At 74.1% G+C, this 21246-nt stretch carries 22 protein-coding genes; 11 read left to right on the forward strand and 11 right to left on the reverse strand.

Annotated features, from left to right (window positions below):
- Nucleotides 1–219: 219 nt before the first annotated feature.
- From OH807_RS12130 to OH807_RS12145, 4 genes are all read right to left on the reverse strand, one after another.
- On the reverse strand, nucleotides 220–2163 hold the full coding sequence (locus OH807_RS12130) for an FtsX-like permease family protein (RefSeq protein ID WP_406197455.1): 1944 nt from the start codon (nucleotides 2161–2163) through the stop codon (nucleotides 220–222).
- Nucleotides 2160–2909: an ABC transporter ATP-binding protein gene (locus OH807_RS12135; RefSeq protein ID WP_406197457.1), complete on the reverse strand. Its 750-nt coding sequence runs from the start codon at nucleotides 2907–2909 to the stop codon at nucleotides 2160–2162. Before OH807_RS12135 ends, OH807_RS12130 begins: the two co-directional genes overlap by 4 nt.
- Before the next feature lie 45 nt (nucleotides 2910–2954).
- The gene (locus tag OH807_RS12140) at nucleotides 2955–3449 is read right to left on the reverse strand and encodes a GNAT family N-acetyltransferase (RefSeq protein ID WP_406197459.1); all 495 of its coding nucleotides are present in this window, start codon (nucleotides 3447–3449) and stop codon (nucleotides 2955–2957) included.
- A gap of 144 nt (nucleotides 3450–3593) precedes the next feature.
- Nucleotides 3594–4874: an SAV2148 family HEPN domain-containing protein gene (locus OH807_RS12145; RefSeq protein ID WP_406197462.1), complete on the reverse strand. Its 1281-nt coding sequence runs from the start codon at nucleotides 4872–4874 to the stop codon at nucleotides 3594–3596.
- A gap of 501 nt (nucleotides 4875–5375) precedes the next feature.
- Between OH807_RS12145 and glgX the strand changes: the two genes are divergently transcribed.
- The 3 genes from glgX to treZ all read left to right on the forward strand — a co-directional run bounded on the left by glgX (nucleotide 5376) and on the right by treZ (nucleotide 11883).
- A complete protein-coding gene (gene glgX / locus OH807_RS12150) occupies nucleotides 5376–7523 on the forward strand; it encodes a glycogen debranching protein GlgX (protein WP_406197464.1) in 2148 nt (715 codons plus the stop codon).
- Nucleotides 7524–7595: 72 nt separating this feature from the next.
- On the forward strand, nucleotides 7596–10079 hold the full coding sequence (locus OH807_RS12155; protein WP_406197466.1) for an alpha-amylase family glycosyl hydrolase: 2484 nt from the start codon (nucleotides 7596–7598) through the stop codon (nucleotides 10077–10079).
- A 73-nt stretch (nucleotides 10080–10152) separates the two neighbouring features.
- Nucleotides 10153–11883, forward strand: a complete 1731-nt coding sequence (gene treZ, locus OH807_RS12160; protein ID WP_406197468.1) for a malto-oligosyltrehalose trehalohydrolase — start codon at nucleotides 10153–10155, stop codon at nucleotides 11881–11883.
- Nucleotides 11884–11968: 85 nt separating this feature from the next.
- On the opposite strand, the gene OH807_RS12165 is transcribed toward treZ, so the two are convergent.
- Both OH807_RS12165 and OH807_RS12170 read right to left on the reverse strand, forming a co-directional pair.
- A complete protein-coding gene (locus OH807_RS12165) occupies nucleotides 11969–12862 on the reverse strand; it encodes a transketolase family protein (protein ID WP_406197471.1) in 894 nt (297 codons plus the stop codon).
- 36 nt (nucleotides 12863–12898) lie between these two features.
- Nucleotides 12899–13609: a transketolase gene (locus OH807_RS12170; protein WP_406197473.1), complete on the reverse strand. Its 711-nt coding sequence runs from the start codon at nucleotides 13607–13609 to the stop codon at nucleotides 12899–12901.
- Nucleotides 13610–13664: 55 nt separating this feature from the next.
- Here OH807_RS12170 and soxR point away from each other — a divergent pair, with 55 nt between their 5' ends.
- Complete coding sequence (gene soxR / locus OH807_RS12175; RefSeq protein WP_406197476.1) at nucleotides 13665–14195, forward strand: redox-sensitive transcriptional activator SoxR; 531 nt, start codon at nucleotides 13665–13667, stop codon at nucleotides 14193–14195.
- Nucleotides 14196–14345: 150 nt separating this feature from the next.
- Nucleotides 14346–14828: a cupredoxin domain-containing protein gene (locus tag OH807_RS12180; protein WP_406197479.1), complete on the forward strand. Its 483-nt coding sequence runs from the start codon at nucleotides 14346–14348 to the stop codon at nucleotides 14826–14828.
- 18 nt (nucleotides 14829–14846) lie between these two features.
- Here OH807_RS12180 and OH807_RS12185 read toward each other — a convergent pair whose 3' ends face one another.
- Entirely contained in the window at nucleotides 14847–15371 is a 525-nt protein-coding gene (locus tag OH807_RS12185) for a GNAT family N-acetyltransferase (RefSeq protein WP_406197481.1), read from the reverse strand.
- A 172-nt stretch (nucleotides 15372–15543) separates the two neighbouring features.
- On the opposite strand from OH807_RS12185, the gene OH807_RS12190 reads away from it, so the two are divergent.
- A complete protein-coding gene (locus tag OH807_RS12190) occupies nucleotides 15544–15870 on the forward strand; it encodes a hypothetical protein (RefSeq protein WP_406197483.1) in 327 nt (108 codons plus the stop codon).
- Between the two features lie 235 nt (nucleotides 15871–16105).
- On the opposite strand, the gene OH807_RS12195 is transcribed toward OH807_RS12190, so the two are convergent.
- Nucleotides 16106–16546 carry a hypothetical protein gene (locus OH807_RS12195; protein ID WP_406197486.1) on the reverse strand — a complete coding sequence of 147 codons (441 nt, stop codon included), beginning with the start codon at nucleotides 16544–16546 and terminating at the stop codon, nucleotides 16106–16108.
- Between the two features lie 111 nt (nucleotides 16547–16657).
- Between OH807_RS12195 and OH807_RS12200 the strand changes: the two genes are divergently transcribed.
- The gene (locus OH807_RS12200; RefSeq protein WP_406197489.1) at nucleotides 16658–17224 is read left to right on the forward strand and encodes a TetR/AcrR family transcriptional regulator; all 567 of its coding nucleotides are present in this window, start codon (nucleotides 16658–16660) and stop codon (nucleotides 17222–17224) included.
- Nucleotides 17225–17499: 275 nt separating this feature from the next.
- Here the strand turns inward: OH807_RS12200 and OH807_RS12205 are convergent, their stop codons facing one another.
- On the reverse strand, nucleotides 17500–17784 hold the full coding sequence (locus OH807_RS12205) for a hypothetical protein (protein ID WP_406197492.1): 285 nt from the start codon (nucleotides 17782–17784) through the stop codon (nucleotides 17500–17502).
- Complete coding sequence (locus OH807_RS12210; RefSeq protein ID WP_406197494.1) at nucleotides 17781–18233, reverse strand: ATP-binding protein; 453 nt, start codon at nucleotides 18231–18233, stop codon at nucleotides 17781–17783. Before OH807_RS12210 ends, OH807_RS12205 begins: the two co-directional genes overlap by 4 nt.
- Before the next feature lie 259 nt (nucleotides 18234–18492).
- On the opposite strand from OH807_RS12210, the gene OH807_RS12215 reads away from it, so the two are divergent.
- Together OH807_RS12215 and OH807_RS12220 are read left to right on the forward strand one after the other, a co-directional pair.
- Nucleotides 18493–19347, forward strand: a complete 855-nt coding sequence (locus tag OH807_RS12215; protein WP_406197497.1) for a helix-turn-helix domain-containing protein — start codon at nucleotides 18493–18495, stop codon at nucleotides 19345–19347.
- A complete protein-coding gene (locus OH807_RS12220; protein WP_406197500.1) occupies nucleotides 19344–19541 on the forward strand; it encodes a DUF397 domain-containing protein in 198 nt (65 codons plus the stop codon). The genes OH807_RS12215 and OH807_RS12220 overlap by 4 nt, the downstream gene beginning before the upstream one ends.
- A gap of 82 nt (nucleotides 19542–19623) precedes the next feature.
- Here OH807_RS12220 and OH807_RS12225 read toward each other — a convergent pair whose 3' ends face one another.
- Entirely contained in the window at nucleotides 19624–20088 is a 465-nt protein-coding gene (locus tag OH807_RS12225; protein WP_406197503.1) for a MarR family transcriptional regulator, read from the reverse strand.
- A gap of 98 nt (nucleotides 20089–20186) precedes the next feature.
- On the opposite strand from OH807_RS12225, the gene OH807_RS12230 reads away from it, so the two are divergent.
- Entirely contained in the window at nucleotides 20187–20570 is a 384-nt protein-coding gene (locus OH807_RS12230; RefSeq protein ID WP_406197506.1) for a hypothetical protein, read from the forward strand.
- Nucleotides 20571–20734: 164 nt separating this feature from the next.
- Nucleotides 20735–21196: a hypothetical protein gene (locus tag OH807_RS12235; protein ID WP_406197509.1), complete on the forward strand. Its 462-nt coding sequence runs from the start codon at nucleotides 20735–20737 to the stop codon at nucleotides 21194–21196.
- The last annotated feature ends 50 nt before the right edge of the window (nucleotides 21197–21246 follow it).

A 21246-nucleotide genomic window follows, 5' to 3' on the forward strand; every position in this document is an offset into this window, starting at 1 on the left:
GTCCAGGACGCCGGGCAGCACGGAGAAGTACCCGCCGCCGGTGGGGCGCAGGCTGTCCCCGGGGAAGTCGCGCATCGGGGCGAGGTGCTCGGGCCGGGCGCCGGCAAGCCCGTACCGGCCGCCCCCATCGGCTGAATACCCACCGGTCACCATCCGTCCGGCCTACCGCGTCCCCGACGGATCCCGCCCCGGTCTGCGGCGGGATCCGTCGGGCGGGTTTCAGGCGGGGCGTCGCCCGGTCAGGACGGCCCGGCCGGCGAGCAGGCCGGCGGCCGGCGCGAGGACGAGGCAGGTCCCGACGGCGGCGGCCAGCGCGGTCCAGGGCAGCCGCAGGGCCAGGGTGGCCTGGCCCGCCAGGATGCGGTGGTTGAGCAGCGCGGTGGTGCCGATCTGGGTGAGCGCGGTGACCAGCAGGGCGAGGACGGTGGCGGTGGCGACCACCAGCACCGCCTCCAGGGCGACCGTCGCCAGTACCTGGCGGCGCACCGAGCCGGCCAGCCGCAGGGTCTCGAAGTCGCGCCGGCGGTCGGCGGCCGACATCACCATCGTGTTCACGATCGCGATCAGCGCGTACAGCAGGGCCGGGCCGAGGATGGTGGTGGCCGCGATCCAGGCGTAGCGGGCGCCGGGATCGGGGCCGGGCCGGCGGGCGTCGGTCAGCTCGCCGCCCAGCAGGGCGGCGGGCGCGGCATCGAGGTAGACGGCACCCGGGCGGCCGCCGGCCAGGTGGGCGGCGACGGTGTCGCCGCCGAGCAGGACCTCGTCCAGGCCGAGCTGGGTGCGGAAGACGAAGGCGAGCCGGAGCGCCGTCACGGTGCCGTCGGCGAGACGCAGGTTGACCTGCTCCCCGAGCCTCCAGCCGTGGGCGCGGGCCTGGTCGTCGGAGGCGGCCAGGGCGTCGCCGTGCAGGTCGGCGGCCGAGCCCTGGACGGCAGGCAGGGTCCAGGCCGTGGCGAGGTCGCCGTCCAGGACGGTGGCGGCCGAGGGCGCGGAGGCGGCGGAGTCCTCCGAGCGGTCGGCGAACGCGGCGGTGTCGGCGCCCAGCCCGGTGATCACCGTCGGAGTGGCGGCGGTGGCCTTCAGGCCGGCCTGTCCGGCGGTGAGCTGCCGGGCGGCGTCGGCCGGCAGCGGCGCGGCGGCGGGCCGCAGGATGTAGCGCGCGGCAGCGGTGACCCGGCCCTGGACGGTCATGGCGTCGGCGAAGGCCGCGGTGCTGCCGACCATCGTGCCGGTGAGGGCGATCACCAGGAAGGCCGGCGTGGCGGTGGAGACGGTGCGGCGCACCGCGGTGAGCGCGTTCTGCCGGGCGAGCAGGGCCGGGGCGCTCACCGCGTGGCGCAGTGGCCAGGTGAACGCCCGCAGCAGGACCGGGACCAGCAGGGGGGCGAAGAGGCTGACCGTGACGATCGCCATCAGGTCGGCAGCCATCACCCACTGGGAAGCGAACTGGGGGTCGGCCGGCCGGTCGCCGGGGCTCGCCGGGAGGCCGGGTGCCGCCAGGTAGTAGCCGACGGCCCCTGCCAGCCCGAGGAGTTGGAGCACGGCGCAGACCCAGCGCAGCGGCGTCATCACCCGGCCGTCGACGGCGGCCTCGGCGAGCGCCTCCACGGGGCGCACCCGGCCGGCTCGCAGGGCGGCGGTGAACGCGCCGATCAGCGCCACCGCGAGGCCCACGGCGGCTGCCACGAGCAGCGGGAGCGGGGCCGGCTCGGCGGTGAATCCGGCCGGGGCGGCGCCGCGGGCGACCAGCCAGGCGGCGAGCAGGGGAGCCGCCGGCAGGGCGAGCAGGCAGCCCGAGACGACGGCGGCCAGTGCGACCGCCAGTGCCTCGCCCATGATCAGCAGCACCACCTGACGGGGTGTCGCGCCGACCGCGCGCAGCATCGCTGTCTCCTGGCGCCGTTGGGCCACCGCGAAGGCGAAGGTGCCGGCGACGACGAAGACCGCGACGAAGGCCGCCGTTCCGGCGGCGAAAGTGAGCACCTTGTGCAGCGAGGGCGCGCCGAGCGGGGAGTCGTCGCCCATGGTGTCGTTCAGCAGGACGCCCGTGGTGGCGACCAGGGTGACGCCGAGGGTGAGTGCGACGTAGGAGCCGGCGAAGGCTGCCTTGCGGCGCCGCAGGCCGGCGGTGGCGACCGGCAGCAGGGTCAGCAGGGAGCTCATGCGGCCCGCTCCGCTTCGAGGCCGGTCATCAGCTCGGCGACCTGCTGGGCGGTCGGGGCGGCGAGGTCGCCGACGAGCCGGCCGTCAGCGAGGAAGAGCACGCGGTCGGCGTGCGCGGCGGCGACCGGGTCGTGGGTGACCATGACGGTGCTCTGCCCCTCCTGGTCGACCAGCGATCGCAGCAGGGCCAGCACGTCCCGGCTGCTGGAGCTGTCCAGGGCGCCGGTCGGCTCGTCGGCGAAGAGCACCCGGGGGCGGGCGATCAGCGCCCGGGCGACGGCGACGCGCTGCTGCTGGCCGCCGGAGAGCTGGGAGGGCAGATGGCCGGCCCGCCCGCCGAGCCCGACCTGGGTCAGTGCCCGGCGGACCTCGTCCCGGTCGGGGCGGCGCCCGGCCAGACGCAGCGGCAGTCCGACGTTCTGTTCGGCAGTCAGCGAGCCGACCAGGTTGAAGGCCTGGAAGACGAAGCCGAGGCGCTCGCGGCGGAGCACGGTCAGCCGGGTCTCGGTCAGGCCGCCCAGTTCGGTGCCGTCCAGGACGACCCGGCCCCGGTCCGGGCGGTCCAGGCCCGCGCCGCACTGGAGCAGCGTGCTCTTCCCCGAGCCCGAGGGCCCCATCACGGCCGTGAAGGTGCCGCGCGCGAACGCGACGTCGACCCCCTGGAGCGCGTGCACGGCCTCCGGGCCGGTTCCGTAACTGCGGTGTACTTGTTCGAGCCGTAGAACGGCGTCTTCCCCCGTGATCATCACGGGGGCTATCCCTACCACGCGCGCGGTGCACCGGGCCAGCGCCTACCGGCCCGGCCGGGCGCCCCCGGCACCGGGCCCGGCTGCCGGGACCGGCCGGACCAGCACGACGTCGACCGGGTCCGCGGACTCCAGGACGAAGCCGTGCCGCTCGTAGAGGCGGCGGGCCGGGCTGCCCTGCAGCACGATCAGGCGGACGGGCTCGCGGGCGGCGTCCGCGTCGGCCAGGAGGGCACGCAGGACGGCCGAGCCGAGGCCGCGGCCCTGGTGCCCGGGGGCGAGGTAGAAGTGCTCCAGCAGGCGTCCGCCGCCGTCCGGGCGGACGGTGACGGAGCCCGCGAGGGCGCCGTCCACCTCGACGACGGACGTCCAGCGGGGGGAGAAGGTGTCCCGGAACCGCTGGCGGACGCGGTGCGCGTCGTAGCGGCCGAGCCGTTCGAGGTCGGCGCGCATGACGTCGGCGCGGATCTCGGCGACGGGTTCGACGTCCGCGGCCGTCACGGCGCGCAGCGTCCACTCGGGGGCGTTCGTGCTGGTCACGGCAGCAGTCCTACCACCGCTCCCGGTGCACCGGCGAGCGGTTTTCCGGGGGGCGGGCCCACCGCACCGGCCCACCGCGCCGGGCCCACCGGACCGGGCCCACCGCACCCGCCCGGCCTCACCCGCCCCGGGAGCCGCCGCCGGTCAGGAGACCGGCCGGGAGTCCCCCCAGATCCCCTCGAACTCCTCGCGGTAGACCTCCAGCAGCCCGGCCTCGCTGCCGCCCGGCTGCTGGCCGGCGCCGCCGCGCAGCACCAGCGCGGGCGACTCCATGCCGCGGGCCCGGCGCAGGTAGGGCTGGACGACGCCGAGGTCGCGGGTCTGGCGCCGGGGGCCGCCGGTCTGGCCGGACGGGCGCGGGCCCTCGACCAGGTAGGCGGTGAAGCGCGGTGTCTCGTCGAAGACCCTGATCTCGAAGCCGCCCTGGTCGCGCAGCCGGGCCCGGACCCGGCGCACGTGCATGATGTTCATCTCGATCGAGCGGGCCAGTTCGCCGCGGCCGAGGCCGAGTTCGCGCTCGCGGCGGCGGACGGCACTGCTGGCCGGGTTGAGGAAGAGCAGCCGGACCCGGCAGCCGTCGGTGGCGAGCCGGACGAGCCGCTTGCCGGTGTAGTTCTGGCAGAGCATGCCGAGACCGATGCCGAGCGCGTCGAGCCGCCGGGCACCGTCCAGCAGGTCCTCCACGGGCAGGTCGCGCTGGAGCCGCACCCGGTCGGCGTGCACCGCGACCACGTCCGCGTACCGGCCGGCCACCAGGGACTCCACCACGTCGGCGGGGACCCCGCCGGTGCCGCCGTCCAGCAGGGCGAGCAGCCGGGCGGCGGCGCGCTCGGTCTGGGCGAGCACGGTCTGGGTGAGGACGCGGTTGCGGGAGACGACGTGCCGGGCGACCTCCAGCTCGTCCAGGGCCAGTTCGATGTCCCGCCGGTCGGCGAGGTAGGGCTCGAAGCAGGGCCAGTGCTGGACCATCAGCTCGCGCAGCTGGGGCAGGGTGAGGAAGACCAGCGGGTCGTCGTCGGCCGGGTCCAGCAGGTACCCCTTGCGGCGGCTGACCTCGCGGACGGCGCCGGCCCGGTGGGCCCACTCCTCGCCGGCCGGGCCGGCCGCGGCCGTCACCCAGTCCTCGCCGTGGGCGGGCGCGTAGATGGGGTGCAGCACCTCGTCGACGAGCGAGCGCAGCCGCTGTTCGACGAGGTTGAGCCAGACGTACGCCCGCCCGGCGAGCCGGACCCGCTGGTAGGCGTCCTCCCACTCGGCGCCGGACCAGGCCAGGGCCGGTATCTCGATCGGGCCGCCCTGGGCGGGCACCAGCGCGCCGCGGCCGGTCAGGGTGGGGCGCATGACGACCGTCGGGGCCTCGCTGCGGGCGCTGCCCCGGTCGGGGCCACCGGGCCCACCGCCACGGCCGCCGGCGGGGAACACCATGCGCCTCCTCATCCGGTTCCTGACGGAGCTGCTGTTGTCCGCCCGGCCTGCTGGTCTGGTCCGGTCCGCCGGCCCGGACCGGTCTGCTGGTCCTGACCGGTCTTCCCGGCCGTCCGGGGCTGCTGCGCCCGGCGGGTCTCCTGATGGATCGCCACGGGTGCGGGGCGGCCGGACGATCAAGGGTATCCCCCGCCACGAGCGGACCGCAGCCCGTTGGCCGACGGGAGCCCGGCCCCGCCCCGCCGGTCCCGCCCGCGCGCCGCGGCCCCGTGCGCCCCGCGCGCCCTGCCGCACACCCCGCCGGACACCCGTTCGGGCGAACACACGCCGAATGGCCCCGCTGTCGGGGAAAGCGTCGGGGAGTATGCGGATTGTGCCGTACGTCACGGTACGCGACCGTCGCACATGCCCGGCCACCCCGCCGGGAAGAGAGCGTCGGGGTCCGGGCTGATAGTCGGACTACCTGTCAGTTTCCCTTCTACACAAGGAAGTTGAGAACTCATGCAGGTCTGGCCAGGGAAGCCCTACCCCCTCGGTGCCACCTACGACGGGGCCGGCACCAACTTCGCGGTGTTCTCGGAGAGCGCCGACCGGATCGAGCTCTGCCTGCTCGACGAGGACGGCTCGGAGAGCGCCGTCGAGCTCCGCGAGACCGACGCCTTCGTCCGGCACGCCTACCTGCCCGGCATCCAGCCCGGCCAGCGGTACGGCTTCCGCGTCCACGGCCCCTACAACCCGGGCCTCGGCCAGCGGCACAACAGCGCCAAGCTGCTGCTGGACCCGTACGCCAAAGCGATGAGCGGCACGATCGACTGGGACGAGTCGGTCTACGGCTACCACTTCGGCGCCCCCGAACGCCGCAACGACCTGGACTCCGCGCCGCACACCATGCACTCGGTGGTGATCAACCCGTACTTCGACTGGGGCAACGACCGGCCGCCGCGCACCGACTACCACCGCACGGTGGTCTACGAGGCCCACGTGAAGGGCCTGACCAGACTCCACCCCGGCATCCCCGAGGAGATCCGCGGCACCTACGCGGGCCTGGCCCACCCCGCGGTGATCGAGCACCTGGCCAAGCTCGGCGTCACCGCGATCGAGCTGATGCCGGTGCACCAGTTCGTCCGCGACCACCGGCTGCGCGACCTCGGCCTCGCCAACTACTGGGGCTACAACACCGTCGGCTTCTTCGCCCCGCACTCCTCCTACTCCTCCACCGGGGACCGCGGCCAGCAGGTGCAGGAGTTCAAGTCGATGGTGAAGGCACTGCACGCGGCCGGCATCGAGGTGATCCTGGACGTCGTCTACAACCACACCGCCGAGGGCAACCACCTCGGGCCCACCCTCTCGCTGCGCGGCCTGGACAACGTCTCCTACTACCGGCTCGCCCAGGACCAGCGGTTCTACGAGGACACCACCGGCACCGGCAACAGCCTGCTGATGCGCAGCCCGCACGTGCTCCAGCTGATCATGGACTCGCTGCGCTACTGGGTCACCGAGATGCACGTGGACGGCTTCCGCTTCGACCTCGCCGCCACCCTGGCCCGGCAGTTCCACGAGGTGGACCGGCTCTCCTCGTTCTTCGACCTCGTCCAGCAGGACCCGGTGGTCTCCCAGGCCAAGCTGATCGCCGAACCCTGGGACCTCGGCGAGGGCGGCTACCAGGTCGGCAACTTCCCGCCGCTGTGGACGGAGTGGAACGGCATGTACCGGGACACCGTCCGCGACCTGTGGCGCGGCGAGAACGCCACCCTGGCCGAGTTCGGCTCCCGGCTCACCGGCTCCTCCGACCTCTACCAGGACGACGGCCGCCGGCCGATCGCCTCGATCAACTTCGTCACCTGCCACGACGGCTTCACGCTGCGCGACCTGGTCTCCTACAACGACAAGCACAACGCGGCCAACGGCGAGGACAGCCGGGACGGCGAATCGTTCAACCGCTCCTGGAACTGCGGCGAGGAGGGGCCCAGCACCGACCCGGCCGTCGAGGAGCTCCGGGCCCGCCAGCAGCGGAACCTCATCGCCACCCTGATGCTCTCCCAGGGCGTCCCGATGCTCTCCCACGGCGACGAGCTCGGCCGCACCCAGCAGGGCAACAACAACGCCTACTGCCAGGACAACGAGCTCACCTGGGTGCACTGGCCCGAGGGGGACGGCCCCGAGGCCCGGCTGCTGGAGTTCACCCAGGGCATGATCTGGCTCCGCCGCGACCACCCCGTCTTCCGCCGCCGCCGCTTCTTCCACGGCCGCCCGGTCTCCAGCCGCCCCGTCGCCGGCCCGCCCTCCGCCGGCGGCTACGAGAACCTCACCGACATCGCCTGGTTCACCCCCGGCGGGGAGGAGATGACCAAACGCAACTGGGGCGCCAGCTACGCCAAGTCGCTGACCGTCTTCCTCAACGGCTACGCCATCTCGGAGCCCGACCGGCGCGGCGGCCGGATCGTCGACGACTCCTTCCTGCTGATGTTCAACGCGCACTTCGAGCCGCTGGAGTTCGCCGTCCCGGCCGACCACGGGCAGGAGTGGCAGGTCGTCGTCGACACCGCCCGGCCCCGGCTGCCCGCCCCCGGCACCGGCGCACGGGTCAAGGCCGGCGACACCCTCTGGCTCACCGACCGCTCGCTGATGGTGCTGCAACGACCGGCCTGAGCACCCCCGCGGTCACCTGTTCGGATCAGCAACGGGTCTTGGCAGCGGGCTCGCGCGGGTACTCATGGACACATGACCTCCGCCGCCGAGCCCGCGCAGCCCCGCCCGGCCGCTACCGCCCCCACGTCCAGCTACCGGCTCCAGCTCCAGCCCGGCTTCACCCTGCGCGACGCCACCGCGGCCGTGCCCTACCTGGCCGCCCTCGGCGTCTCGCACCTGCACCTCTCCCCGCTGCTGGAGGCCGCCCCCGGCTCCACCCACGGGTACGACACCGTCGACCACGGCCGGATCAGCGAGCAGCTCGGCGGCGAACCCGCCCTGCGCGCCCTCGCCGCCGCGGCCCGCCGCCGCGGCCTGCGGCTGATCGCCGACGTGGTGCCCAACCACATGGCCGTCCCCGTCCCCGAGCAGCTCAACCAACCGCTCTGGCAGGTGCTGCGCGACGGGCCCGACTCGCCGTACGCCCGCTGGTTCGACATCGACTGGGCCGCCCAGCCCGGGCCGGCCGACGCCCCCGGGCGCGGGCGCGTCCTGCTGCCGCTGCTCGGCGACCGGCTCGGCGCGGAGCTCGACCGCCTCGTCGTCGACGGCGAGGTGCTGCGCTACCACGACCACGCCCTGCCGCTGCGCCCCGGCACCGCCGGGCTGCCGCTGCCCGAGCTGCTCGGCCGGCAGTGGTACCGGCTCGCCTGGTGGCGGCTGGCCCGGACCGAACTCAACTACCGGCGCTTCTTCACCGTCAACGAGCTGATCGCCGTCCGGGCCGAGATCCCCGAGGTCTTCGAGGCCACCCACGGCGTGCTGCTGCGACTGCACCGCGACGGCGTGCTGGACGGCTTCCGGATCGACCACCCCGACGGCCTCGCCGACCCGCGCGGCTACCTGCAGCGGCTCGCCGCGGCCACCGGCGGCGCTTACACAGTGGTGGAGAAGATCCTCACCGGCGAGGAGCGGCTGCCCGCCGACTGGCCCTGCGCCGGCACCACCGGGTACGACGCGCTGCGCCGGATCGACGGCGTGCTCACCGACCGCGCGGGCGCCGACCGGCTGGCGGAGCGCTACCAGCGGTTCACCGGCGCGGCCGCGCGCCCGGCCGGTGGCCCGGTGGCCGCCGGTGCCGCCGGGGCCGCCGGGGCCACGACCGAAGCCGCGCACCCCGCCGAGGCGGCCGCCCGGCGCGGGCGGGCCGGCATGACCGGGCCGCGCGGCGAGCTGGCCGCCGAGGTCGAGCGACTCGTCCGGCTCGCCGTCCGGATCGGCACCGCCGAACCCGACCACGCCGACCACGCGCCCTGGCAGCTGCACGACGCCCTGCAGCGCCTGCTCACCGGCTACCCCGGGTACCGGCCGTACGTGCGGCCCGGCGAGCCCGCGCCGGCCGCCTCGGCGGAGCAGCTGCGGGCCGCGCTCGACGGCTCCGCCGACCCGACCGACCGGCTGGTCGCGGGCCTGGCCCTCGGACGGCTCGGCCGCAGCCCCGCGAAGGACGAGTTCTGCGTGCGCTTCGCGCAGACCGCCGCCGCCGTCGCCGCCAAGGGCGTCGAGGACACCGCCTTCTACCGCTGGAACGCGCTGCTGAGCCTGAACGAGGTCGGCGGCGAACCGGCCCGGCCCGGCGTGCCCCCCGAAGAGTTCCACAGCTGGTGCCGGTACGTCGAGGAGCACTGGCCGGCCACCATGACGGCGCTCTCCACCCACGACACCAAGCGCAGCGCCGACGCCCGCGCCCGGCTGGCCGTCCTGGCCGAGCAGCCGGACGCCTGGGCCGCCGAGGCCGCCGCGTGGTCCGCCGCCGCCGGCCCGGGCGGCGACCCGGACGGTGACTGGACGCTCTGGCAGACCCTGCTCGCGGCCTGGCCGCTCACCGCGGACCGGCTGGTCACCGCCCTGCTCAAGGCCGCCCGGGAGGCCAAGCTGCGCACCTCCTGGACGTCCCCCGACCCGGCGTACGAGCAGGCCCTCACCGACCGCGTCCACACCGTGTACGGCGATGCCGGGCTGCTCGCCCGGATCGGGGCGTACGTCGCCGCGCTCGCGCCGTACGCCCGGGCCAACACCCTCGCGGCCGCGCTGCTGCACCTCACCGTGCCCGGGGTGCCCGACCTCTACCAGGGCAGCGAGGAGCCGCTGCGCACCCTGGTGGACCCGGACAACCGGGGCGTGGTGGACCTCGGCGCGCTCGCCGTCCGGCTCACCGACGCGGCGACGCCCCGCCCGGGCGACCTCGCCCGGGAGAAGCTGCACCTCACCGCGACCGCCCTGCACCTGCGCCGGGCCCGCCCGCTGGGCGCATACCGGCCGCTGCCCGCGACCGACCTCTCCTCCCGGCACCTGCTCGCCTTCGCCCGCGGCAGCGACGTGGTCACGGCGGTCACCCGGCTGCCGTACGGCCTGGAGCAGGCCGGCGGCTGGCGGGACACCGTGCTGGAGCTGCCGGCCGCCGGCGGGTGGCGGGACGAACTGACCGGGCGCCGGTTCGCGGCGGGCCCCGTGCCGGTGGCCGAGCTGCTGGCCGCCTCCCCGGTGGCACTGCTGACCAGGAAGGGCGGGACATGACCTTGCCGGGAACCCCTCCGGACGCCGTACCGCGCACCGCACCGGACACCTCGACGGCCTTTCGGAGGGCGGCGTGACCCGCTACGAGGTCTGGGCCCCGGCCGCCGCCGAACGGGTCGAGGTGGAGGTGGACGGCGCCCGCCACCCGCTGGCCCGGGAGGCCGCGCGGCCGGGCTGGTGGCAGGGCACGGCGCCCGCGGGCGACTACGCCTTCCGGCTGGACGGCGGACCGCCCCTGCCGGACCCGCGCTCCCCCCGGCAGCCGCACGGCCCGGACGGGCCCAGCAGGGCCGTCGACCACGCCGCGTTCCGCTGGTCGCAGCCTGCCCCGCCCGGCCGCCCGCTGCCCGGCGCGGTGCTGTACGAACTGCACGTCGGCACCTTCACGGCCGCCGGCACCTTCGCCGCGGCCGCCGAACGCCTCGACCACCTGGTCGAGCTGGGCGTCGACTTCGTCGAACTGCTGCCGGTCTGCCCGTTCCCCGGCAAGCACGGCTGGGGGTACGACGGGGTCTCGCTCTGGGCCGTGCACGAGCCCTACGGCGGACCCGAGGGGCTCAAGCGCTTCGTCGACGCCGCCCACCGCAAGGGCCTCGGCGTCGTCCTCGACGTGGTGCACAACCACCTCGGGCCGTCCGGCAACTACCTGCCCGCGTACGGGCCCTACTTCACCGACCGGCACCACACCCCGTGGGGCTCGGCGGTGAACCTCGACGCGCCCGGCTCGGACGAAGTCCGCGCCTACCTGATCGGCAGCGCGCTGGCCTGGCTGCGCGACTACCGGATCGACGGCCTGCGGCTGGACGCCGTGCACGCCCTCGCCGACGACCGCGCCGTCCACTTCCTGGAGGAACTCGCCACCGAGGTCGACAGGCTGGCCGTCGCCACCAACCGGCCGCTGTTCCTGATCGCCGAGTCCGACCTCAACTCCCCGCGCACCACCACCCCCCGCGAGGCCGGCGGCCAGGGGCTCGCCGCCCAGTGGAGCGACGACTTCCACCACGCGCTGCACACCGCGCTCACCGGCGAATCCGGCGGCTACTACGGCGACTTCGCGCGCGCCCCGATCGCCGCCGTCGCCCGCGCCCTCACCCGGGGCTTCTTCCACGACGGCACGTGGTCCTCGTTCCGCGGCCGCAGCCACGGCCGGCCGTTCCCCCCGGCCGGCGGCCACCGGCTGCTCGGCTACCTGCAGACCCACGACCAGGTCGGCAACCGGGCGCTCGGCGACCGGCTCTCCGCGAACCTCTCCCCCGGCCGGCTCGCCTGCGGGGCGGCCCTGGTGCTCGGCTCGCCGTTCACCCCGATGCTCTTCATGGGCGAGGAGTGGGGCGCGACCACCCCCTGGCAGTACTTCACCGACCACACCGACCCCGGTCTCGCCGAGGCCGTCCGGCAGGGCCGGCGGCGGGAGTTCGCCGAACACGGCTGGCAGGCCGAGGAGGTGCCGGACCCGCAGGCGCCGGCGACCGTGCTGCGCTCCGTCCTCGACTGGACCGAGCCGAGGCGCGACCCGCACGCCGCGCTGCTCGCCTGGTACCGGACGCTGATCCGGCTGCGCCGCGACCGGCCGGAGCTCACCGACCCGGACCTCGCGGCCGTGCGGGTGGAGTTCGACGAGGCGGCCCGGCAGCTGGTGGTGCACCGGGGGCCGTACCGGGTGGCGGTCAACCTGGCCGGCTCCGCGGCCGCGCTGCCGCTCGGGGCGGCCGGGCGCGAGGTGGTGGCGGCCTTCGGCAGCTGCACCCTCGACGGGGCGACGGCCCGGCTCGGCGCGGAGTCGGTGGCGATCGTCCGGGTGTGAACCACGGCGCCGGGCCGGTGCGGGCGGGGAGGTACGTCGGGACGCGCCGTCGCCCCCTTCGAGGGCCGCGCCGGCGCGGGCCGCGTCACCAGAGGAAGGTGCCGATCCGGTCCCGCAGCGAGGCCGGGTCGAGGCCGTACGCGGCCAGGTGCTCGGCGATCGAGCCGTAGTGCCGGTGCTCCTCGCGCGGCACGCCCAGGCCGAGCACCCGGTGCGGCCGGTCGTTCAGCGCCGCGTGCGCCTCGCCGGCGGACGTCCCGGCCAGGTACGGCTCGACCAGCACCACGTCCGCCCGGGCGCCGACCGCGGCCCGCAACCCGGCCGCGTCGAACGGCCGCACGGTCGCCGCGTAGAGCACCGTGGCGTCCACGCCCTCGGTCGCCGCCAGCACGGCGTCCAGCATCGGGCCGACGGCGAGCACCACGCCCTTGCTGCCCGTCCGCACGGTGGTGAACCGCCCGGCCTCGACCGGCACCGCGGTGGCGTTCCGGTGCTCCGAGAGCCGCACGTAGACGTTCCGGTCGCCGTCCGCGACGGCGTGCCGCAGCAGCTGCTCGGCCTCGTCGGGGTGGCCGGGCACGTGCACCGTCCAGCCCGGCAGGGTGTCCAGCAGCGCGACATCGCCCGGCGCCATGTGGGTGCGGCCGCCGGCCGGCCAGTCGTACGAGCCGGCCGCGCTCACCAGGACGGCCCCGACGCCCTGGTGCACGAGGTCCAACTTCACCTGCTCGAAGGGGCGTTCGATGAGGAAGCTGGCGAAGGTGTGGGCGATCGGCCGCATCCCGGTGAGTGCCAGGCCGCCCGCGGCGCCGATCAGCAGCTGCTCGCGGATGCCGACGTTGATCACCCGGTCGGGGTGGCTCCCGGCGGCGCCGGTGAAGCCGGCCGCGCTGATGTCGGCGAGCACCAGCGCCAGCCGGGGGTCGTCGTCGAGCAGCCGGGTGGTCACGTCGATGAACCGTTCGCGCATCGTGTCCATGGGAGGAAGCCCTTGCCTTTCCGTCGATTGCGGGATTCAGGAGTTCTTCGGCTCGACCCGCGCCACCACCACGTGGGGGCGGCCCGGGTGCGCGGCGGTGAACGCCGCGTACAGCGCCTCGTGGTCGCGCCCGTCCACGGCCTCGGCCGACCAGCCCTCGGCGGCGAACCGCGCCGCGATGCCGCCCCGCCAGCCGTGGGTGGCCGAGGAGTTGTCGATGACGACGGCGTGCAGCCGGTCCAGCCCGGACGCGCCGGCGAAGGCGACCGCCTCGTGGTTCGAGCCCTCGTCGAACTCGGCGTCCCCGAGCAGCACCCAGACCGCCGGGCCGGTCAGCCCCTGGGCACGCAGCCCGAGCGCGGTGCCCACCCCGAGCGGCAGGCCGTGCCCCAGCGAACCGGAGGCGATCTCCACCCCGGGGACGAGCATGCGGTCCGGGTGGTGGCCGAGCGGCGAGTCGTACGCGCCGAAGCCGGACAGCACCGCCGGGTCGAGGAACCCCTTGGCCGCGAGCACCGCGTAGTACGCCATCGGGCCGTGGCCCTTGGAGAGCAGGAACCGGTCACGGCCCTGGTCCCCCGCGGTGGCCGGGGAGACCCTCAGCACGCGGTCGTAGAGCACCCAGAGGGCGTCCAGCGTGGAGGTGGCGGCCGGCCCGTGCTTCTCGGCGCCGGTCATCAGGCCCATCAGGCCCGGGAGGTCCGCGAACGTGGTCGCGGCGGGAGCGTGCTCCGTCTGCGTCGTCATGCCCACGATCCTGCAACTTGAAGTCAGCTTCAAGTCAAGCCGCTAGAGTGACCGCATGCCCGCACCCGAGACCGCCGGCGCACCGAGCCGGCACGACCTGCTCACCATCGGCCGCCTCTCCGAGCGCAGCGGCCTCGCCACCTCGGCCCTGCGCTACTACGAGAAGCTCGGCCTGATCCACGCCACCCGCACCACCGGCGGGCAGCGCCGCTACACCCGCGTCACGCTGCGCCGGATCGCCTTCGTCCGGGCCGCCCAGCGGGTCGGCCTCTCCCTGGACGAGGCCAGGGTCGCCCTCGACCGCCTCCCCGAGAACCGCGCCCCCAACGGCGACGAGTGGGACTCCGTGGCCGGATCCTGGCAGAGCCGGATCGACGAGCAGATCGCGGAACTCGAACGCCTGAAGGCCAAACTCGGCGGCTGCATCGGCTGCGGCTGCCTCTCGCTCACCCGCTGCGCCCTCTACAACGCCGGCGACCGCGCGGCGGCCGCCGGCCCCGGCGCCCGCTACCTGCTCACCCGCGACCCCGCCACCGGCCCCGAGCCCGCCGCCCCGGAGGTGGCCCTCGACGCCTGCGGCGGCTGAGGCGGCTGAGGCCCGGGAGCGGGCGGGGCAGTCACGGGGCTCCGGAGGAAAACCCCACCGAGGTCGCGGCGGTCACCGGCCCCCCGCACTCCCGGCACTACGCTGACGAACCGTCAACCCGTGCGTCCTGCCGAGAGCGGAGCTGCGCCCATGCCCACCGAGGCCTCCCCCACCCGTGCCCTCGCCCCGGCCGGGCGAGCCGCCGCCCGGCGCACCGCGCTCGCCGTCGCGGCGGCCGCCTGCCTGCTGCTCGGCGGCGTCGGCTGCTCCAGCGGCGGGAGCGGGAGCAGTACCGCGAGCGCCTCGGCATCGGTGCCGTCCTCGCCCACCGCCACCGCCTCGTCGTCCGGGTCCGGGGCGGCCTCCACACCTGCGGGCCAACTGACCGTGACCATCCAGGACTTCCTGTTCCACCCCGACAACCTCACGGTGGCACCCGGCGCGACGATCACCGTCACCAACCAGGACAGCGCCGAGCACACACTCACCGCCACCACGGCCGGCAAGGAGTTCGACACCGGCGTGCTCGCCACCGGGCAGTCGGCGACGATCACCGCACCGTCCGCCCCCGGCACCTACCCGTTCCACTGCGACATCCACCCCAGCATGAAGGGCACGCTCGTCGTGCAGTGAGCCGCCCGGCAGCTGCGACTACGCCGGCCGCGGGTCCGAGCGGAGCAGGCTGTAACGGACGATGTCCCGCCACTGCCCGTCCCGGAAGACCAGGCTGCGCTGCACACCCTCCCGGGTGAAGCCGCACTTCTCCAGGGCCCGCTGCTCGGCGAGGTTGCCCGTCTCGGTGTCCGCCTCCAGCCGGACCACCGGGGAGTGCGCGAACAGGTAGTCCACCAGCAGGCGTTGGGCCGCCGTGCCGATCCCCCGGCCGCGCGCGCCCGGCACCAGCTGGATCCCGACGTTCCAGTACGGCGCGGCCGGCACCACCGCGCTGCGCCGCCACGCGACGAACCCGCGGAACTCCCCGCCGGAGACCACCGCCAGCTGGGACTGCTCCTCCCCCAGCAGCCCGTTCTCCGCCCATTTGCGCCGCAGGCGCCCCGGATCCGACCAGCCGTACCACTGGAGCGGGCCGATGGCGTCCGGATCGGCCAACAGCGCTTCGAGCAGCGCGAGATCGGCCTCGGAGACCGGACGCAGGAACACCTGTTCTTGGCTCATCCGGTCACTGTAACGACCGGCCACCGCCGCGTACGCGTGGGCCGGATCGGCCGCGCAGCGGGCCACCCGGGTGAACTTCCACCCCGATCCGGCGCGCGGCCACCACCACGGGCGAAGCAGGGAATCGCTGACGAGCCGGATCCTCCGGCGAATCTGTCAGCGAGGAAGCACCATGCGCCTTCGCGACACCGTGATCGCTGCGGCCGGAGCCCTGCCGATCACCCTCTCGGTACCGACCTCCGCCCCTGCGGCCGTCGGCGAGTTCCAGTACCGGGGACCTCTCGGCAAGAGCCACACATTGCTGGATCCGCTCAACGATGAGTGCATCGAGGTGCCCGAGGCCACCGACCTCGTGCCGGCACACTCCCCCCAGAACCTCACCGACTCCACGGCCACGATCTTCCGGTCGGCCGGCTGCGACGGCGACGACTACATCGTGATGCTCCCCGGCAAGAGGCTGGGCCTGCTCACCGGGTTCCGGTCGGTGATCTTCTCCTGATCGGTGCGTCCGCCCCCGTCCGCCCGCCGACGGACCGGCGGCCCTGATCGTGGCGCCCTCGGGTTGCCACAGCAAGGCAGGCCGAGGGCACCCGCGCGAGCGGGGAGCCTGCCGACCGCCGGCCGGTCACCCCTCGGCCGCGGCAACCTCACCCACAGAAAGGGGAGCGGGACGCCGGACCGGCCGACTCCCCACTCCCCGACGCGCCACTCCCCGGCTGCGTGTACCGCTCGGCTCAGAGGGCCGCGGCCACGGCCGCCGCGACGAAGACCACCTGGAGGGCGGTGCGGGCCGGGAGCGGCGTGACCGGCTTGCCACCGAGGCTGAGCCCGTTCCGCGCCGCGTACACGTTGGCCGGGAACATCGCGATCATCAGCAGCGCCAGGCAGGCGGCGGCGAGGGACGCGACCGGGGGGACGAGCAGGCCCGCCGCGCCGGCCAGCTCCAGGACACCGGTGAGCGTGATCAGCAGCTCGGGCCGCGGGAGCGCCGGCGGGACCATCCCGACGAAGTCGCGGCGCCAGGACGGCACGAAGTGCGGGATCCCGGTGGTGACGAAGAGCAGTGCGAGGCCGCCGCGCAGGGCGGGCTGCCAGGCGTCGAGGCCGTCGAAGACGAGGAAGCCGAGCAGTCGCAGTACAGCAAAGCCGCCGACGAGGGCGATGAGCGGGATCATCCCGTCCTCCGAATCATTGAATCTTGTCACTGGCAAGATTGGCGCAGACGGGCAATCTTGTCAATGCCTAGATACACTGGGGGCGAGACCTCGAACGACGGGAGAGCACCGGTGGGACAGAACGACCAGCCGAGCTACCACCACGGCAACCTGCGCCGCGCCGTGCTCGACGCGGCCCTGGAGGCGATCAGCGAGTCCGGCCCGTCCGGGTGGAGCCTGCGCGAGCTGGCCCGCCGGGCCGGGGTGTCGCACGCCGCGCCCGCCCATCACTTCGGGGACAAGACCGGCGTGCTGACGGCCGTGGCCGCCGAGGGGTTCGAGCTGTTCGCGGACAGCCTGGAGCGCGCGGCCGGGGACCCGTACGGAGCGGGTGTGGCGTACGTGCGGTTCGCCGTCGACCACCGCCCGTACTTCGAGGTGATGTTCCGGCCCGAGCTGTACCGGACCGACGACCCCGGCATGGCCACGGCCCGGGAGCGGGCCGGCGCCGTCCTGGCCGCCAGCGCCCGGAAGCTGGCACCGGGCGAGGCGCCGGACCGGGCGACCACGATCGCCGCGTGGTCGCTCGCCCACGGGTTCGCCGGCCTCTGGCTGAGCGGCGCCCTGCCCGAGAGCGCGGACGGCGACGTGGAGGAACTGGCCCGCACGGTGCTGCGGTTGGTCTTCCGGCAGGAGTGAGCGCCCCTCGCGGGGAGGGCCCCGGAGCAGGAAGTCGGGCCGGCCGACTTCCTGCTCCGCGTGCATGCGGTTTCAGTACGGCCGGCCCGTCGCCGCACCCAGCCCGGCGAGGACCCGGCGGCGGACCCGGGCCGTCGCCCCGGGGAGGGCGCACGCCAACTCCGCGTCGAGCCGGCGCCGTTCCGCACGGAGCAGACGCGCCACCTGAGCCCGGGAGCAGTGCCGGAGCCACCAGTCGGGCAGCCCGGACCGCCCGCTGGAGCGGATCCGGCGGATCACCGGCCCGCCTCGGCGGGGGCCCACTGGATGCGCAAGTGGTGGACACCCTCCGGGAGCATCACCGGCAGGGAGAGCGGGCCGGTCCGGTCGAGGTAGTCACCGACGAAGCGGTCGGCACCCGGGCCGGTGAGGTAGTACTCGAACCACTGCCACTGGGGCCTGCCGAGCGAGCGGAACTGCAGGGCCGCCCAGAGCGCGTCGAGGGCCCCGAGGAGCAGCGGGTGGGTCGTCGGCGGCATGATCCCGGTGATCTCGACCGTGACGGAGCGGGCGTCCCTCATGCGGCACGCTCCACGGGAACGGTGTCGGGGCCGATCTCGGCCCAGATGATCTTCCCGACACCCACGCGCGGGCAGCAACCCCAGCGCAGAGCAAGTGATTTGACGAGGATCAACCCCCGCCCGGACTCGTCCTCCGGGCTCGCGGCGCGGAGCACGGGCTCCCGGTCCGCCCGGGCGTCGTGGACCTCGATCCGGAGCCGGGCGGAGTCGAGGTCGAGCACCAGCAGCACCTTGTTACCGGCGGGCGTGCCGTGCACGACGGCGTTGGTGACCAGCTCCGAGACGAGCAACAGCCCGGCATCGGCGAAGCGTTGACCGCCCGGGGCCTCGGCGAGCAGCTGTTCGAGCCGCCGCCGGGCCTCGGCGGGCGATCGCCGGCTGCGCAACAGCCAGCAGTCGGCCCGAGCGGCGGGGGTGGGGACGGGGGGCGGTCCGGCGTTTTCGGACATGGGGGAGCCACCTTCCAGGCGCAGTGGAGCGAAGGCGAGTTGGCGGAGGGGAGCAGCCGGGAGAAGGCAAAGGAATGCCCGGCGACCAGCCGCCTTGATCACTCAGACGAACTGTCGTGTCACTCCCTGTAGGGTGCCCGCTCAGGGCAATTGCATGCAACCGCTTCCGTCAAGCAATTGCATGATCTTGAGGGATGGTTGAGTCCCAGAAGGGGGTGGCAGACTATGCACGGAACCAACCAGGCTGGGAGTGTGGCGAGTGGGCAGTCCGACCGTGCTGAGGCGTAGGCTCGGCGGCGAACTTGGCAAGTTGCGCGCCTCGCGCGAGCTGAACGCCAAGGATGTGGCCGCTGCCCTCGGCTGGTCCGCCTCGAAGCTGAGCCGGATCGAGAGCGGACTCGTTCCCCTCCAGGAGCGGGACGCGGCCAAGCTGCTGGCCCACTACGGCGTCACTTCACCCGAAGAGGTGAAGCACTTCCTCAGCCTCACCAGGCAGAGCCGTCAACAGGGTTGGTGGCACGCCTACGGCGATGCCCTGCCCGAATGGTTTCGCGCCTACGTGGGATTCGAGTCCGATGCCACGAAGATCGTCACCTACCAGTGCGAACTCGTACCCGGACTGCTCCAGACGGAGAAGTACGCCCGGAACGTCATCCGGGCAATGAAGCCCATGGAGTCTGCCGACGATGTCGAGCGGCGCGTAGCACTTCGCACGGCTCGCCAGCAGATCCTCGACCGGCACGAACCGCCGCAACTCTGGGCGATCATCGGAGAGGCAGTGATACGCCGCCCCGTGGGAGGCGCATCTTCCATGGCCGAGCAACTGCACCACCTCGCTGACATGGCAGACCACCGGCCCAACATCACCATCCAGGTGCTGCCATTCTCCGCGGGGGCACACGCCGCCATGGGGGCGTCATTCTCGGTGCTGTCGTTCACTGACATCCCTGGCAGCGTGGCCTACTCCGAAGCAACAACCAGCAGCATCTACACGGAGCGCCCAGCCGAAGTCGCCCGCCATGAAGATGCATTTCTACGCCTCATGGCGGCCTCAGTCCAACCCGAGAAGTCAATCTCCTGGTTGAGAAAAGTCGCGGAGGAGTACAGCAAATGATGCAGGACTACCGAGGCAGCGAATGGCGTAAGAGCACCCATAGCAACGGCGAGGGTGACTGCGTCGAGGTCGCCGACGGCGTGCCCGGCGCAGTACCTGTCCGGGACAGCAAGGACCCCGACGGGCCCACCCTCACGTTCACCACCGACGCCTGGCGCTCCTTCCTCACCGCCATCCACACCGGCGAGCTCTGACCTTCCGAAGCCCCCGCGCCGCCTGCCCGGCGCGGGGGCTTCGCTGCGGTGAAAGCGTTACCCCGCAGCCGACTTACGCCCGCTACCGCTCCCCCACCGCAGCCTCGTAGGCGAGCAGCGTGTCCACGAACATCCGCCGCTGCTCCGGACTCAGCGGCGCGAGCGCCGTGCGCCAGGCGGCTGCGCCGGGGGCGAGCCAGCCGGCGATGGCAGGTTGCTGCTCGGGGGTGATGGCGACGATCCGGCGGCGGCGGTCGGCCTCGTCCTCGCGGCGGGCCAGGATTCCCTGCCGGCTGAGTTCGCCGACCATCAGGCTGACAGTGGTCGGCGCGACCTCCAGGCGGGCGGCCAGATCATTGACGGTGAGCGGGCCGTCGAGCAGCAGGTAGGAGAGCAGCGACAGGTGCCGGGGGGCGAGGGCGAAGGACTTCAGCGCCTCGGGCAGCGGGATCCGCTTCGCCCGGCCCACCATCCGCGGCATGAGCAGCAGCAACTCCCGTACGGCGTCGTCGACTCCCGCACCGCTTCCGGTCCCAGGCGTTGACATCGCCCACCCCTCTCCAGTTACCTTTGAGCTCAAAGATGTTTTACGTGCAAAGTGAACTGCCCGCCCATGGTACGAACCGACGGGAACGGAGCTCCACCATGCCGCACTACAGCCTGCACATCCGCGAAGAATCCCTCGACGGGACGGTCGAACCCCTACTCATCCGCACCCTCACCGACGCCGTGGTCAGCGTGTTCGGCGAGGGCGTCCGCCCGATGGTCGCGGTGGAGCTGATCGGCGTCCCCCAGCAACGCCGGGGCGTCGGCGGCCTGCCGACGACGGAGGACGCCCCGCAGGTCACCCTCAGCATGCGCGAGGGCGCGTACCACCTCGACCACGTGCCGGACGCGCCCGCCCGGCTCATCGCGGCCACCACCGACGCCCTCGCCGTCGTCCTCGGCGAGGACGTCCGTCGGCAGACCGTCGTCACCATCGAGGGGGTCCCGGCCGGCCGCAGCGGCGTGGCCGGCCAGGCGGGCTGAGCCGGGGGCACGGGCAGAGGCAGACACCGGGCCCGGGGAGAGCCCACCCCATGACATCCGTCATACGGGAGACGTGAGGTCAGATCCTTCCGCCGCTGACCGCCGGACCGGCAGAGTGTGAGCACCGGCGCAGGCCGGGCAGCAATCACCACCGGGGGAACACCATGAGCGCCGACACCGACATCGACACCACCGCCGACAGCACCGGCACTGCCGCCGAGCCCGTCCCGACCGTCGCGGAACTCCGCCTTCCCATCTGGTACTTCGGCTTCGAAGGCGTGATCGCCGGCGCGTTCGACCTGTTGCAAGCCCTCCCCTCCGCCTGGCCCGTCCTGGTCGCGTTGATCGCCGCCAACATCGCCGTCTCCCTCACCGTGCTGCGGCCGCGGCTGAAGCTCGCCAAGATGCTCTGGCGCGGCCGGAGCACCCGCAACATCGCCATCGCCCTGCTCGCCCTGCGCCTCGGCAGCCACCTGCTGCTCAAGGCGATCGGCTTCGGCGTCACCTCCGCCCTCGGCCACGTCGTCTTCGCCGTCGTGCTGGCCCCCCTGACCGTCTTCCTGATGGTCTACGCCCAGCGCACCTCGCTCCGCGCCCTGGTCGCCGCCGGCAAGGCCACCGCCTGAGCCCGGGCCACGGCAGGAACAACAACGGCGCCCCGGGCCGGAAGCCCGGG

Origin of the sequence: Kitasatospora sp. NBC_01560, assembly GCF_045208415.1 — a bacterium.
Classification (GTDB): domain Bacteria; phylum Actinomycetota; class Actinomycetes; order Streptomycetales; family Streptomycetaceae; genus Kitasatospora.